Raw genomic sequence first — 15,510 nt, 5'->3', positions numbered from 1 at the left:
TTATACTTTAGGCTGTTTTTTTTATGGGCGCATCCCAAGGGCTATCTGACTATATCTTTTATTTTTTAAAGAAAAAAACAAAAGGATATCCCTCCTGTCCCTAACCCAAATCCTACAGAATATTTTTTATTCATAAAAGTTCAAAAATAAATCTTAATTTCGTCCCAATCACCTACATCGAATTAATAAACAAAAAAAAACTAATCATGACTTCTGCATTTCGGAAAATTTTTATCATTATTATTATTACAATATTTTCATCTCATCTGGCAAAAGCCCAACCAAGAAAAGGCGAATTTATTAATGTCGCAGTAGGTTTAGGACTGACCGCCCCTTATGACGAAACAGACATAAATGGCACTGGTTTTTATGCACAAGGAGAATATGTATTTGGTTTAACCAAATGGGTTGGTTTAAGACCTTATGCTGGACTTATTTTAACATCAACCAATCAAAACTCAAATCTCCAGAACCAACATGAGTACAAAGTAACAACTAATGCTTTTTTAATTGGTGGAAAAGCCCGTATTTGCGCACCTATACCATGGGTCGCTCCATATATTGAGATTGGTATCGGTGCATCTATCGGCTCATTTGAGACCTATACACCATTAACTAGAATAAAAAAGAATGGACTATTAATGCATGTACCTTTCAGTATTGGATTAGCATTAGGTCGCAAAAATAATTTCGATGTAGCATTTACATATTATTATACATCAGCTGCAGAACAATTTTCAGGAGCAGCTGCCATAGGCTTTACTTTCCCTGTGAAATGGTAATACCGAAAAACTACTAATTTCAATTATCTCCAAAATTTAACTAGAGAAAAAGACAATTATTTTGATTAAAACCGCTATCATCCAAAAACTACTTAGTTAATAAACTGAGTAGTTTTTTTTACTTTATATGAATTGAAAAACTATATTTTTATATACAAGAATCTAAGCTAGACAAACAGTAAATGTTTTACATATGAAAAAAGTAATTTTAGATTTAGCTGTAACCTTAGATGGCTTTATCGAAGGTTCAAACGGAGAAGTTGATTGGTGTATCATGGATGATGATATGGATTTTGATGGTTTTTTATCAAGTATAGATACTTTTTTATGGTAGAGTAAGTTATGATATGTGGGGCAATTACCAACCAGAAACAAACGCAAGTCCAGAAGAACAAGCTCTATGGCAAGCAATACATTCAAAAAAAAAATTGTTTTTTCAAGCCAAAATATACACGATGAAAAAGCTACTATCATAAGTACTGACGACCTTAACAAAGTAACCGAAATTAAAAAACAAGGCGGAAAAGATATATGGCTATATGGCAGAGCAAGTCTTATTAAAACATTTATCCAATTTAGGTCTTATTGATATATACCGAATATCCATCCAATAGCTTTAGGTAGCGGCAAAACCATTGTTTAAAAACTTAAAAGAACGAGTAGAACTAAAATTGATTCATACCAATACTTTCAAATCTTGGGAGGTGTAACTTAGTTATAAATCAAATAAATATAAATCCTTAAACATCATCATTCCATATTACCTAACTATTTCAAAAAAAGTCACTTTAGCATTAGCAAACTCAGATAATTTATAGGAACTTTGTAAACTTTTTTAGGCGAAAGCCAAAAAGTATAAAGTTTTAGAAATAAATAATTTATCATCAACTCGATGAAGAAGAAAATCGAAATATTAGCTCCTGCTAAAGATTTAATTGGAGGAATGGCAGCTATAAATAGCGGAGCCGATGCCGTTTATATTGGTGCACCACAATTTGGAGCACGTTCTAATGCAAATAACTCTCTTGAAGATGTCGCCGCATTGGTAAAATATGCCCACCTATTTAATGCACAGGTTTTTGTCGTAATGAATACCATTTTATACGACAACGAATTAGAAACGTGTCGTCAAATGATTTATGAATTATACGATATTGGTGTAGATGCACTAATTATTCAGGATATGGCTATCATGGAGATGGAGTTACCTCCTATTGTACTTCATGCCAGCACACAAGCTAATAATCGTGATGCTGACAAAATTAAATTCCTAAAAGATGCAGGAATAAAACGTGTGGTTTTAGCACGTGAATTGAATTTACATCAAATTAAAACAATATACGACGAGGCTGATGTAGAATTAGAGTTTTTCGTAACCGGAGCTTTATGTGTTTCTTTCAGTGGAAACTGTTATATGAGTGTGGCAAACGGAGAACGCAGTGCCAACCGTGGTTCTTGCGCTCAAAACTGTCGTTTACCTTATAACTTAATTGACGGAAACGGAGAAACTTTAATCAAAAATAGTCACTTACTATCGATTAAAGATTTAGATATATCAGACCAAATTCCGAATCTTATTGAAGCTGGAATCGTTTCTTTTAAAATTGAAGGACGACTAAAAGATGTGGTTTATGTTAAAAACAACGTGTCTTATTTACGTCAGAAACTAGACAGTTTTCTAGAAGCAGAAGGAAATGATAAATACACGAAAGCTTCTTCTGGAAAATGCACCTATACTTTTGATTCTTCTTTAAACAGAACGTTTAATCGTGGTTACACTGATTATTTTGTAAACGATAGAAATCATAGTATTGGATCTTGGGAAAGCCCAAAATCAAAAGGACAATATATTGGTAAACTAATCCGAACGGTTGGAAACGCTTACGAAATCGAAAATGGCGAATTATTAAACAACGGTGATGGACTTTGTTTCATTAACGAAAACAATGAAGCCGACGGAATTTATGTAAACAAAGCCGAAAACGGTAAAATTTATCCAAACGTTTTAAAAGAAGTAAAAGACGGAACTTTTATTTACCGTAATAATGACGCTGCTTTCATCAAAATTGTAGAAAGAGAAGACAGCGCCGTTCGTAAACTGAGTACTACTTTATTACTTACTGAAAACGAAACTGGTTTTGAATTAATCGCAACCGACGAAGATGGAAATGTAAGCGTTGTTACTTTAGAACATTCAAAAGAGCAAACTAAAACTGGCGAATCAATAGAAGAAAATATCAAAACACAATTGGCTAAAACAGGTTTCACACCTTATACAGCTGATGAAATTAATGTAATGTTTACTCAAAACTGGTTCCTTCCTATTTCTAAAATTAACGAAATGAGAAGAACAGTTTATGACCAATTAACTGAAATTCGTCTAGCAAATTACAAGCGAGAAGAACACCAGTTGGTAAAAACATCACATCCATACCCAGAAACTAAATTGGACTTTATGTACAATGTTTCAAACAAAACGGCACGTAAATTTTACGAACGTCATGGCGTAACCGAAATCGAAAAAGCATTTGAATTGCAATGGGATCCTGGAAAATCACGTGTAATGACAACCAAATATTGTATCAAATACGAATTAAAAAAATGCCCAATACATCAAAAAGACATCATGGGTGTTAAAGTAAAAGAACCATTGGTATTAAAACAAGGTGAACTAGAATACAAACTAAAATTCAACTGCAAACCTTGTGAAATGGAAATCTGGGAGAAAGATGCCGAATTTGAAATCGAAGAAGATCATTTTCATTAATAGTATTTAACCTCAAGGTTTTTTTACCGCAAAGAGCGCAGTCCCGATAGCTATTGGAATACGCATAGGTTCGCAAAGATTAATTTTAAAATCTTTGCGAACCTATTCTTTTTACTTTTGAGCAGAGCTTTCGTTCTTTGTGTAATCCTTCGCGAATCTTTTTAAACTCATAACAACAACTTTGCACTCTTTGCGTAAATATTTGTGAACTTTGCGGTTAAAAACATTTTTCGTTACTTTTACTACTCCATTTATATTCCAATATATCAAATATTCTCCTATGAAAATACTACTTCTAGGTTCAGGCGAATTAGGCAAAGAATTTACCATCGCTGCACAACGAATCGGACAAACCATAATTGCTGTAGATAGTTACGAAAATGCCCCTGCAATGCAAGTTGCACACAGTTTTGAAGTAATCAACATGCTCGATGGCGAAGCTTTAGACCGAATCGTTGCCAAACACAAACCCAATTTTATAGTTCCCGAAATAGAAGCCATTCGTACCGAACGTTTTTATGATTACGAGAAACAAGGAATTACTGTAGTTCCCTCTGCGAAAGCGGCAAACTTCACTATGAACCGTAAAGCCATTCGTGATTTGGCTGCCAAAGAACTTGGCTTAAAAACTGCCAAATATCAATATGCAACCTCAGCCGAAGAACTGCAAAAAGCCGTACAAGAAGTAGGAATGCCATGCGTTGTAAAACCTTTAATGTCTTCATCAGGAAAAGGACAATCGACTATAAAAACCCATGATGATATCCTAAAAGCTTGGGAATATGCCGTAGCAGGTTCACGCGGAGATGTTATCGAAGTGATTGTAGAAGCATTTGTAAATTTTAATTCAGAAATTACCCTTTTAACAATTGCTCAAAATAATAATCCAACACTTTTTTGCGCACCAATAGGTCACAGACAAGAACGTGGCGATTATCAAGAAAGTTGGCAACCCGCAAGAGTATCCGATAAAGATTTATACGAAGCCCAAGATATGGCTGAAAAAATCACCGAAGCTTTAGGAGGTGCAGGACTTTTTGGAGTAGAATTTTTCCTAACCAATGAAGGGGTTTATTTCTCTGAACTCTCCCCTCGCCCACACGATACCGGAATGGTAACTTTAGCAGGAACACAAAATTTCAACGAATTTGAGTTGCATTTACGCGCAATCTTAAGTTTACCAATTTTTGAAATAACATTAGAAAAAACTGGAGCAAGTGCAGTAATTTTAGCTTCCGAAGATTCAAATAACCCAACTTATACTGGAATCGAAAAAGTTGCTGCATTACCTAAAACTGACTTCCGTATCTTTGGAAAACCAACCTCAAGACCTTATCGTCGCATGGGAGTTGTTTTATCAAACGATGCCCTAGAAACTCCTATTGAAGAAGTAGTCGAAAGAGCAAAAAAAACCGCACAATTAATAACCGTAAATCTATAAAAGATGAAAAAAATAGCATTCTTAGCATTTCTATTCTTGAGTATCACAATCAATGCACAAGACAAGAAAACCACCGAAAAATCTCAAATTGTAGAAGCAGCCTGTGGTGAATGCCAATTCGGGATGAAAGGCAATAGTTGTGATTTAGCTATTCGCATTGATGGAAAACCTTATTTTGTAGATGGAACTAAAATTGACGAACATGGTGATGCTCACGCAAAAGATGGCTTTTGCAATACCATTCGTAAAGCAGCAGTTACTGGAAAAATAGAAAATAACAGATACAAAGTAACTTCGTTTACATTGATAAAAAGCAACTAATGGCTTTAATTCTAGAAAACATTGCCAAACATGTTTCGTTAACTCCCGAAGAACAAGCTCATTTTTTATCAAAAACCGAAACCCATTTCTATAAAGCCAAAACGATCTTATTAAACGCAGGAAACGTTTGTAAAGAATCTTATTTTATAAACTCAGGCATCATTCGCAGTTTTAATATCAATGATAATATTGTAGAACATGTGTTGAGTTTTTCTTGTCAAGGATGGTGGATTAGTGATATGTATAGTTTAATTACACAAAAACCTGGACAACTATTCATAGAAGTTTTAGAAGATTCTGAAGTTGTAGTCCTTTCTAAAGAAAACCAAGAGCAATTGTATTTTGACATTCCAAAGCTAGAACGCTTTTTCAGAATCTTGACAGAAAATTCATTAGTAGCTAATCAGCAGCGTCTAATGGATAATCTTAGTTTATCTGCCGAAGAGCGCTTTGAAAAATTCTGTACTAAATATCCAACACTTATTCAAAAAGTACCTCAAAAACAAATAGCTTCTTTCATTGGCGTTACACCCGAGTTTTTCAGTAAAATGAAAGCAAGGCTTTTGAAAAGCAAATTATAATTTAATTTTGAGTCAATTTAATTTATGCAACTTCGTGAAATTCATAAAAAAACACGGTCCAATCAAGAACCGTGTTTCTTTTTTTGAATTAAAATTTAAAACTGCTCAACCTCAGTAGAATGTTTCATTGCTGTAGTTGTTGATTTCCCAATAGTTACTGTATTTTGTACAGCATCAAAATAAGAAGTTCCTACGAAAGCCTGATGTTTTACAGCACGGAATCCGCTACTTTGCAATGCAAATTCTCTTTCTTGCAATTCAGAATAGCCTGCCATTCCTCTTTCTTTATATGCTTTAGACAATTCGAACATACTTGTATTTAAAGCGTGGAAACCTGCTAATGTGATGAATTGAAATTTATATCCCATTGCAGCCAGGTCTTCTCTAAAAGTTTCCATTTCGGCAACAGATAATTTAGCAGCCCAATTAAATGATGGAGAACAATTGTAAGCCAGCATTTTATCTGGAAATTCTTTAAGCATAGCATCGGCAAACTTTTTAGCGTATACCAAATCGGGATTACTAGTTTCCATCCAGATTAAATCAGCATAAGGAGCATAGCTCAAACCTCTTGCAATTCCTTGATCAATTCCGCTATTTACATAAAAGAAACCTTCATTGGTTTTTTCTCCTGTAATAAACGGAGCATCTCTAGGATCTACATCGCTCGTTAATAAATTAGCTGCATCAGCATCCGTTCTTGCCACAATAAGCGTAGGTGTTCCCATAACATCTGCTGCTAATCTTGCCGCTACTAGTTTATTAATAGCTTCTTGAGTTGGCACCAAAACCTTCCCTCCAAGATGTCCACATTTTTTAGCAGAACTCAATTGATCTTCAAAATGAACTCCAGAAGCTCCAGCCTCAATCATTGATTTCATCAATTCAAATGCATTTAAGTTTCCTCCAAAACCAGCTTCGGCATCGGCAACAATAGGCACTAAATAATCTTTTTTATCTTGAACTCCATTAACAACCTGAATTTGATCGGCTCTTAATAAAGCATTGTTTATTTTCTTAACTACCATAGGCACACTATTTACAGGATAAAGAGATTGATCAGGGTACATTTCACCCGCCAAATTTGCATCTGCAGCGACTTGCCATCCACTCAAATAAATAGCTTCTAAACCTGCATCAACTTCCTGTATCGCCTGATTACCGGTTAAAGCACCTAATCCTGCTACAAAATCCTGACTTTTAAGTTTTCTCCATAATTTTTGAGCTCCCATTTTGGCAATAGAATGTTCTATTTCGTAAGAACCTTGTAAAGTAACCACTTCGGTTGCTGTGTAAGGTCGCTCTACTCCTGCCCATCTTGGGTTTGTTAACCAATCGTTGATCAATTCCTGAATTCTGTCTTCTGTTGTTTTCATAGTATCGTTATTTGGGTTGTTAGTAAGCAATTTTCTGTTTTTTGAGTAATTTTCAACACATAGAGACATAGCTTTCCTTTGTGGTTATAAAGGCGTTTCACTTATTTAAACACACATAGCTATGTGTGAAAATCATGATTTTTTAAAATCTCCTTAATTTTAAATTCTATCCTGATACTTCTATTGGGACTATGTTTCTATGCGTTTATTTTTCAATTATTAAGCTCAACGTTTTTTTATAAATATTTGTAACATGGTATAGTAAGAAAGTTTTCAAAGTCGAGCGTTACAACCAACCTTTCTAATACTTTTTCAGCCAAAGGAAACCAGCGTTTTTCATAGTTTTCTTCACCCAATTCCTTTTTAATTTTGCTAAATTCATCTAAAGCTAATTTGTGATAATATGCCAGATTCAACTGTTTTCCATTATCCAGAACTACTTTGTTATATAACCATTGCCACAATTGCGATCTAGAAATCTCAGCCGTTGCCGCATCTTCCATTAAATTATGTATCGCCGCTGCACCTTGCCCGTTAAGCCAAGAAGCCAGATACAAAACGCCTACATTAATATTTTTTCGAACTCCTTCTTCAGTTATAGTTCCAACTGGCACTTCAAGTAAATCTTGCTCGGTAATTGTAAGATGCGGCCTTGGTATGTGAATCTGATTTGGTGTTGGCATTGCCGCATCAAATACGGTTTTTGCTAATGAAACCAAATCTGGATGCGCTACCCAAGTTCCATCGTGACCGTTACGTACTTCACGTTCTTTATCCGTTTTTACTTTCGCAAAAGCGATAGCATTGGCTTGGTCATTATTCTTAATCGGAATCTGAGCTGCCATCCCTCCAATTGCGTGAATTCCTCTTTTATGACATCTCTGAATTACGAGATTAGAATAGGCTTTCATGAAAGGTGAAGTCATATTCACCTGATCTCTGTCTGGAACCAAAAACGAAGGGTGCTTATTGAATTTTTTTATGTATGAAAATATATAATCCCATCTGCCACAATTCAGTCCAACGATATGCTCTTTTAATTCGAATATAATTTCGTCTAACTGAAAACTTGCTGTTATTGTTTCGATAAGTACCGTTACTTTTATAGTTCCCTGAGGTATTCTTAAATAATTTTGAGTAAACTCAATAACATTGTTCCACCAACGCGCTTCTAGATAATGCTCTAATTTTGGAATATAGAAATAAGGAGCTGTTCCGTTTTCAAGTAATTTTTTATGATTATGAAAAACATACAAGCCAAAATCTACCAATGATGCCGAAATCACCTGACCCTCAACTAAAACATGCTTTTCTGTAAGATGTAACCCTCTTGGACGAACAATTAAGGTTGCTATGTTTTCATTTAACTGATAGGTCTTATTTTTAATCTCATCTGTTAAGCTGATCGTTTTATTTACAGCATCAATTAAGTTTACTTGCCCATTCATTAAATTAGTCCATGTTGGTGATGTACTATCTTCAAAATCTGCCATAAAAGTTTTTGCCCCAGAATTCAAGGCGTTAATAATCATTTTTCTATCTACTGGACCTGTAATTTCTACTCTTCTGTCTAATAAATCTTTCGGAATAGCTCCAGCTGTCCAACTATCTTCTCTGACCAATTTGGTTTCGGATGGAAAAGTTGGCATGACACCTTTATCAAATAAAATTTGTTGTTGCTCTCTTTGTGACAACAATAATTTTCGTTGTGAATCAAATTTTAAATGCAATTCTGTAATAAACGCAACTGCTTCATCTGTCCAGATAGCAGCATAAGAATTGTTTTTTTCGGCTAAAAACTCCATTGCCGAATCTGTGGTTTCTAATTGATTTTTCATAGCTAATATGTTTTACACCACAATATTATAAAAAAGTTTTATACAAAACAAGCGAACGTTCGCTAAATATTAAAAATATTTTTTTGGCGATTATTTTTATAATGCGTATTTTTGAGTTATGGACATTGAAAAAGACTATATCAAGCTTATTTTCGGACTTAAATTAAAACAGGTTCGCACGCAAAAAAACCTTTCGTTATTTGGCTTAGCCAAACTCACGAACCTTTCTAAATCGTATTTGAACGAAATAGAAAAAGGAAAGAAATATCCGAAGACTGATAAGATTTTGATTCTGTGCGAAAATCTTGATATAAGTTACGATCAAATGGTTTCTTTGAAACTAGATAACAACTTGGCACCGATAGGCGAAATTTTAAAATCTGGTATTTTAAAAGAAATTCCGTTAGAACTTTTTGGCATTCATGAAAATGATTTGATTGACATTATTGCCAATGCTCCAGCAAAAGTCAATGCCTTTATTAGTACTATAATCGAAATTGCTCAGCATTATAATTTAAGCCGAGAAAGTTTTTTCTTAGCATCTTTGCGTTCCTATCAAGAAGCACACATCAATTACTTTGAAGATTTAGAAAATAAAGTAATTGCTTTCTCTGAATCATTCCAAATTAATCTTGAAAATCAAATTTCTACTCAGGAATTGAGTGCTATTCTAAAAGAAGAATATGGCTATAATATAAAAGAACTTCTCTTTAAAGACCAGGAAGCTTTAGGTGATTTGCGATCTATTTATATCCCAAAAAGCAAAACATTATTACTTTCTAAAGAAATAGACGATCCTCAAAGAGCTTTTATACTAGCCAAAGAAATAGCCTATAACTATTTAGAAATAACGGATAGACTACTAACATTCAGCTGGATAAAGTTTGATAATTTTGATCAGGTCTTGCATAATTTTTATGCTTCCTATTTTGCTGGAGCACTATTATTACCAAGAAAATTATTAATAGATGACATCAATCTTTTTTTAACCAAAGAGAATCCAAAACCTGAAGAATTTGTTGCATTAATCGAGAAATTTAATGTTTCTCCTGAATCTTTTTATCAGAGACTAACCAATCTTTTACCAAAAGATTTTCATTTAAAGAACTTATTCTTTCTGAGAATGTCACACCAAATAGGATCTGACACCTATCAAATAAAAAAAGAACTCCATATTACAAATCAACAGGAGCCTCATGCCAATGAGATGAATGAGCATTATTGCCGCCGATGGGTTTCTATTAAGACTATAGACGAGGCCATCAAACAAAATAAAGCTCATTTCTTTGACGCTCAAATTTCAAGTTATGAAAATAGCGGAAATGAATATTTGGTTTTTTCATCAGCTACCAAAGATCCTTTTGTAGAAAATTGCATGCGAAGCATTTCTGTAGGGATTTTGATTACTCCTGCTATGAAAAAGAAATTCAAATTTATAGACGCTAAACCTATTGTAAAACAAATAGTTGGTGTTACTTGTGAAACCTGTGCTGTTAAAAATTGCATGGAGCGAGCTTCTCCGCCTAAACAATTAGAAAGCAAAAAACGCCACGAAAATACCGATTTAGTAGTACAGCAGTATATTGCGAAGTATAGTTAAATTAGATTTCTAGACTTCTTAGATTTTTACACAATCTTGTCATGTCGACGAAGAAGAGATCTCCACAAGAAACTAACACAAAGCATTCATAGATTGTCGAGCTATTTGATGTGATTCTTCGACTCCGTCTCAGAATGACAAGATTGTGACTGGATTCTCTATATAATAGAGTAAATACGCTACAGACTATCTAACACATCCTTAAAAACTTAGAACCTTTTCCTTTCTGAACCTCCCTTCACAATCTTTGTCTCTTTGTCACTCAGAACCTTAGAGCCTCAGCAACTAAGAACCTTTGAACCTCAAAAAAAGCTCTGAACCTTCAATAAAAATCATTTCTTAATCTAGGTTAAGTGCTTTCCCTTTCCTTTGGTTGTAAATTTGCCCTATCAAATAATAACAAATACAAAAAATCATGGAAAATATAGTAATACACAAAGCCGAAACACGTGGAAATGCAAACCACGGTTGGTTAAACGCATATCACAGTTTTAGTTTCGCTGCTTATTACGATTCAGAACGCATACAATTTGGAGCTCTTCGTGTTTTAAACGATGATACTATTGCTGCAGGAATGGGTTTTGGCACACATCCTCACGATAATATGGAAATTATTACGATTCCACTTGAAGGAGATTTAGCGCATAAGGATAGTATGGGAAATACTGAAATCATCAAACATGGAGATATTCAGGTAATGAGTGCCGGAACAGGAATTCAGCATAGCGAGTTTAATCCAAATGCAGACCAACAAACTAAATTATTACAAATTTGGTTGTTCCCAAACAAACGCAATGTAACTCCTCGTTACCAACAAATTTCTTTAAACACAGAGGACAGACATAATAAATTACAGCAAGTACTATCTCCAAATCCTGATGATGCTGGAGTTTGGATTCATCAAGACGCTTGGTTTCATATGGGGAATTTTGATGCTGGAATCGCAACAGAATATTCAATTAAGAAAGAAGGTAACGGTTTGTATGCTTTTATCTTAAAAGGAAACGTAACTATCAATGGTCAAGAATTAAACACTCGTGACGCTATCGGAATTACAGATTTTAAAACCGTAACTATTAAAGCAAATACAGACGCAGAATTTCTATTAATGGAAATTCCAATGCAAGTAAATTATTAATTCAACATTATATAAAACTATTATTTAATAAAAAACAAAAAATTATGGCAACTACAAAATGGGCAATTGACCCAACACACTCAGAAATTGGATTTAAAGTAAAACACATGATGTTTACTAATGTTTCAGGTAAGTTTAATGACTACGAAGCAACTATAGCAAGCGACGAGAACAACTTCGAGAATGCAGCAATTAATTTTTCAGCAGATATTAAATCTATTGACACTGGAAACACTGACAGAGACAATCACTTAAGAAGTGCCGATTTCTTTGATATTGAAAACAGTCCGAAAATGACTTTCAAATCAAGTTCTTTTACCAAAGTAAATGACGGAAACTATGAACTTACTGGTAAGCTAAACATTAGGCGCATTGAAAAAGAAGTTAAACTGCCAGTAGAATTTAGTGGAATTATGACTGATCCTTGGGGAAATACAAAAATTGGCTTGAACATTACTGGAAAAATCAATCGTAAAGATTGGGGATTAAACTGGAACTCAGCGTTAGAAGCTGGAGGAGTTTTAGTAAGCGATGATGTCCGTTTGAACATTGAATTACAATTTGCAAAACAATAAATTACCCCTACATAAATTTTAGTATTTAATTTGGTTAAAACCCTATGCTTTGAAAGAAGTATGGGGTTTTGTTTTTTTTGTCTTTTCTAAACAACACCAAATGTTAGCGGGGCTTCGACTCCGCTCAGCCTGACAACCGTTTTCACCTTACATCTAGCTTATCGCATCTCTCATCTCATCTTACTTCTAACATCTTACTTCTCTTATCTTGCTTCTCTCACCTCTCAAAAAAAACTACTTCTTCAAATTCCTAAACTCTGTTGGCGATAAATTGGTGTATTTTTTAAAGACGCGAGAGAAATACGAATAATCATCATACCCAACTTCTTCGGCAATTTCATTTACTGCCAGTTGTTTATCAATCAACATTCTTTTTATTTCCAAAACTACCCGATCAGTGATTACTTCCGTTGCTGTTTTTTTCAAAATATCATTGCATATTCTATTGAGGTGTTTTAAAGTAATATGCAATTGTTCGGCATAAAATGAAGGCGATTTATTCGTCTTAAAATGAAGTTCCAGAAACTCTTCAAATTTCTTTATTTTCACATTATAAGGATGAACTTCATGAATCTCGGAATCATCATATTTTCTAGCAATTTCTATATGAATTGAATCTAAAAGATTAAGCATTTTATCCAGTTGGTATTTGTTCTTCAGCTTACTTTCTTGCATAAGCAACTCAAAATAAGGTGTAATTTCTTTTATAGAATCGGCATCAAAAGAAACTTGCGGTTTATTATTTATTGAACTATAAAAAGCATAATCATTGATTTTTTTTTGACCAAAATACAGATTGTACATTTCCTGAGAGAAGATCACAACATATCCCTCAATGTCTTGTGACAAACTCCAAAAATGTATTTGTCCGGGCTGAAGCAAAAACAAACTTCCTTTTTTTATATCAAATCTATCAAAATCAATCTCATGTATTCCGGAACCATCTGTAAAAAACACCATTAAATAAGAATCATGCCGATGCGGTTTCTCGACAAAACTGTGCGTTTTTAAATGTTCGGTAAAAGAATTTACATAAAAATCGCTTCTTGTATCGTTACAACTAAAATTGGCAACACTGTAAATTGGGTACTTTTTCATGGCTACAAATGTCTTTATTGTGCTACAATAAGCGAAGATATAAAAACAGAATTGAAAACGAGCGAAGTATCTTTGTATATAATAAAAAATGAACCAATTATGTCATATATGATCACCCATGTTTTACGAAATGAATGTCCTAATTGTCACAAAGGAAAAGTTCTAGATGAGAAAAACATATTTCTTACTTTCAAATTTCCGAAAATGCACAAAGAATGTAGTGAATGTGGTTTTAAATTCGAGAAAGAACCTGGTTTCTTTTTTGGCGCCATGTACATGAGTTACGGACTAACAGTAGCGCAAGGTATTGCTACTTACTGCATTGCTCAATTTTTCTTTGAAAAAAATTTCGATTTAAGAATCATTCCAATTATTGCCGTAGTAATTATTGCTTTTTCTTTCTTTAATATCCGTCTTTCGAGATTGTTATGGATTTACATGTTTAAGAATTATTCAAGCTAAAAAAATAGTATTTTTGCCTTTCAATTGAAACTAATTTTTCAATCTTAGAATCACTAAATTTTTAAATTAAAAGAAATGAAAGCATACGTATTTCCAGGTCAAGGTGCGCAGTTTACAGGAATGGGCAAAGACTTATATGAAAATTCGGCTTTAGCCAAAGAATTATTCGAGAAAGCTAACGAAATATTAGGTTTTAGAATTACAGATATCATGTTTGAAGGTACTGCCGAAGAACTAAAAGAAACCAAAGTGACTCAACCTGCAGTATTCTTGCATTCGGTTATTTTAGCCAAAACTTTGGGAGAAGATTTCAAACCAGAAATGGTAGCAGGTCACTCTTTAGGAGAATTTTCTGCTTTAGTTGCAAATGGGACTTTGTCTTTTGAAGACGGATTAAGATTAGTATCTCAACGTGCTTTGGCAATGCAAAAAGCATGCGAAATTACTCCATCTACAATGGCTGCTGTTTTAGGATTAGCAGATAATGTTGTAGAAGAAGTTTGTGCTTCGATAGATGGAATTGTAGTTGCTGCAAATTACAACTGTCCTGGACAATTAGTGATTTCTGGTGAAACAACTGCTGTTGAAAAAGCTTGTGAAGCTATGAAAGCTGCTGGTGCAAAACGCGCTTTAATATTACCAGTTGGTGGAGCTTTTCACTCACCAATGATGGAACCTGCAAGAGAAGAATTAGCTGCTGCGATTGAAGCAACAACTTTCTCTACTCCTATTTGTCCTGTATATCAAAACGTAACTGCAAGTGCAGTTTCTGATCCAAATGAAATAAAAAAGAATTTAATCATTCAGCTTACAGCTCCTGTAAAATGGACTCAATCTGTACAACAAATGATTGCTGATGGTGCTACTTTATTTACAGAAGTAGGTCCTGGAAAAGTTTTAGCTGGATTAATCGGAAAAATTGATAAAGAAGCTGTTACAGCGAATGCATAATTTTTTAGTATTCAGTTACAGTATTCAGTATTCAGTCTAAAAATTGTCAATACAAATAGAATCCTCACAAGCATATGTTTGTGTGGATTTTTTTTTATGTGTTTTCATCATTACCATAAGTAGTATTTATGTAATTTTGAAACTCACACAAACCACAAGGCTATAATGACATCTGAAAAATTCACTATCATAAAAACCGACAAAAAGATAATCAAACTATACTTTGATACTATCGCTGTCATTAGTGGTTTAGGCAATTATGTACAAATAATAACTGTAGACAATACAAAATACACGTATTACAAATCTTTGAAAGACTTAATAGATGTATTGCCTAATGAATTTATGAGAGTTCACAATTCTTCGATTGTTAACCTGACTAATATTGATAGCATCGAAGACAACCATATTATTGCCAAGGGAAACAAAATCACTATTGGCAAAACCTACAAAGAATGCCTAACTACTGCGCTCAATAAATTTATGTTATAATCCCCGACATAAAAAAACAAACAGTGTGTGTAGTTTTTACACACGTCTGTATAAAATAGTTTCATGTGCTTTATACTTTGTTTTCATT

15 protein-coding genes are annotated in these 15,510 nt (G+C 33.8%); 12 read left to right on the top strand and 3 right to left on the bottom strand.

The window, feature by feature from the left end; genetic code table 11:
- Nucleotides 1-206: 206 nt before the first annotated feature.
- The 6 genes from IUY40_RS09850 to IUY40_RS09825 all read left to right on the top strand — a co-directional run bounded on the left by IUY40_RS09850 (nt 207) and on the right by IUY40_RS09825 (nt 5,892).
- Entirely contained in the window at nt 207-782 is a 576-nt protein-coding gene (locus IUY40_RS09850; RefSeq protein ID WP_195736699.1) for a hypothetical protein, read from the top strand.
- A 193-nt stretch (nt 783-975) separates the two neighbouring features.
- Nucleotides 976-1,116, top strand: a complete 141-nt coding sequence (locus IUY40_RS19460; protein WP_229335491.1) for a hypothetical protein — start codon at nt 976-978, stop codon at nt 1,114-1,116.
- 558 nt (nt 1,117-1,674) lie between these two features.
- The gene (locus tag IUY40_RS09840; protein WP_195736698.1) at nt 1,675-3,549 is read left to right on the top strand and encodes a U32 family peptidase; all 1,875 of its coding nucleotides are present in this window, start codon (nt 1,675-1,677) and stop codon (nt 3,547-3,549) included.
- A 280-nt stretch (nt 3,550-3,829) separates the two neighbouring features.
- Nucleotides 3,830-4,990 carry a formate-dependent phosphoribosylglycinamide formyltransferase gene (purT, locus tag IUY40_RS09835; protein ID WP_195736697.1) on the top strand — a complete coding sequence of 387 codons (1,161 nt, stop codon included), beginning with the start codon at nt 3,830-3,832 and terminating at the stop codon, nt 4,988-4,990.
- A gap of 3 nt (nt 4,991-4,993) precedes the next feature.
- The gene (locus IUY40_RS09830) at nt 4,994-5,311 is read left to right on the top strand and encodes a DUF6370 family protein (RefSeq protein WP_195736696.1); all 318 of its coding nucleotides are present in this window, start codon (nt 4,994-4,996) and stop codon (nt 5,309-5,311) included.
- The gene (locus IUY40_RS09825; RefSeq protein WP_195736695.1) at nt 5,311-5,892 is read left to right on the top strand and encodes a Crp/Fnr family transcriptional regulator; all 582 of its coding nucleotides are present in this window, start codon (nt 5,311-5,313) and stop codon (nt 5,890-5,892) included. The genes IUY40_RS09830 and IUY40_RS09825 overlap by 1 nt, the downstream gene beginning before the upstream one ends.
- A gap of 95 nt (nt 5,893-5,987) precedes the next feature.
- Here the strand turns inward: IUY40_RS09825 and aceA are convergent, their stop codons facing one another.
- Both aceA and aceB read right to left on the bottom strand, forming a co-directional pair.
- Complete coding sequence (gene aceA / locus IUY40_RS09820; protein ID WP_195736694.1) at nt 5,988-7,268, bottom strand: isocitrate lyase; 1,281 nt, start codon at nt 7,266-7,268, stop codon at nt 5,988-5,990.
- Nucleotides 7,269-7,504: 236 nt separating this feature from the next.
- Nucleotides 7,505-9,106, bottom strand: coding sequence for a malate synthase A (gene aceB, locus IUY40_RS09815; RefSeq protein WP_195736693.1), 1,602 nt, complete (start codon nt 9,104-9,106; stop codon nt 7,505-7,507).
- A gap of 118 nt (nt 9,107-9,224) precedes the next feature.
- On the opposite strand from aceB, the gene IUY40_RS09810 reads away from it, so the two are divergent.
- From IUY40_RS09810 to IUY40_RS09800, 3 genes are all read left to right on the top strand, one after another.
- Nucleotides 9,225-10,706: an XRE family transcriptional regulator gene (locus IUY40_RS09810; protein WP_195736692.1), complete on the top strand. Its 1,482-nt coding sequence runs from the start codon at nt 9,225-9,227 to the stop codon at nt 10,704-10,706.
- A 415-nt stretch (nt 10,707-11,121) separates the two neighbouring features.
- Nucleotides 11,122-11,844, top strand: a complete 723-nt coding sequence (locus IUY40_RS09805; RefSeq protein ID WP_195736691.1) for a pirin family protein — start codon at nt 11,122-11,124, stop codon at nt 11,842-11,844.
- Nucleotides 11,845-11,888: 44 nt separating this feature from the next.
- Nucleotides 11,889-12,419, top strand: a complete 531-nt coding sequence (locus IUY40_RS09800) for a YceI family protein (protein ID WP_195736690.1) — start codon at nt 11,889-11,891, stop codon at nt 12,417-12,419.
- A 234-nt stretch (nt 12,420-12,653) separates the two neighbouring features.
- Here the strand turns inward: IUY40_RS09800 and IUY40_RS09795 are convergent, their stop codons facing one another.
- Nucleotides 12,654-13,517: an AraC family transcriptional regulator gene (locus IUY40_RS09795; protein ID WP_195736689.1), complete on the bottom strand. Its 864-nt coding sequence runs from the start codon at nt 13,515-13,517 to the stop codon at nt 12,654-12,656.
- A 99-nt stretch (nt 13,518-13,616) separates the two neighbouring features.
- On the opposite strand from IUY40_RS09795, the gene IUY40_RS09790 reads away from it, so the two are divergent.
- The 3 genes from IUY40_RS09790 (at nt 13,617) to IUY40_RS09780 (ending at nt 15,422) form a co-directional block, all read left to right on the top strand.
- Nucleotides 13,617-13,979, top strand: a complete 363-nt coding sequence (locus IUY40_RS09790; protein ID WP_195736688.1) for a DUF983 domain-containing protein — start codon at nt 13,617-13,619, stop codon at nt 13,977-13,979.
- 75 nt (nt 13,980-14,054) lie between these two features.
- The gene (gene fabD / locus IUY40_RS09785) at nt 14,055-14,930 is read left to right on the top strand and encodes an ACP S-malonyltransferase (protein ID WP_195736687.1); all 876 of its coding nucleotides are present in this window, start codon (nt 14,055-14,057) and stop codon (nt 14,928-14,930) included.
- A gap of 165 nt (nt 14,931-15,095) precedes the next feature.
- Entirely contained in the window at nt 15,096-15,422 is a 327-nt protein-coding gene (locus IUY40_RS09780) for a LytTR family DNA-binding domain-containing protein (protein ID WP_195736686.1), read from the top strand.
- The last annotated feature ends 88 nt before the right edge of the window (nt 15,423-15,510 follow it).

Source organism: Flavobacterium sp. ALJ2 (genome assembly GCF_015594725.1).
GTDB lineage: Bacteria > Bacteroidota > Bacteroidia > Flavobacteriales > Flavobacteriaceae > Flavobacterium.
Note: the sequence above shows the minus strand (reverse complement) of the source record. Positions and strands in the feature narration are given on the sequence as shown.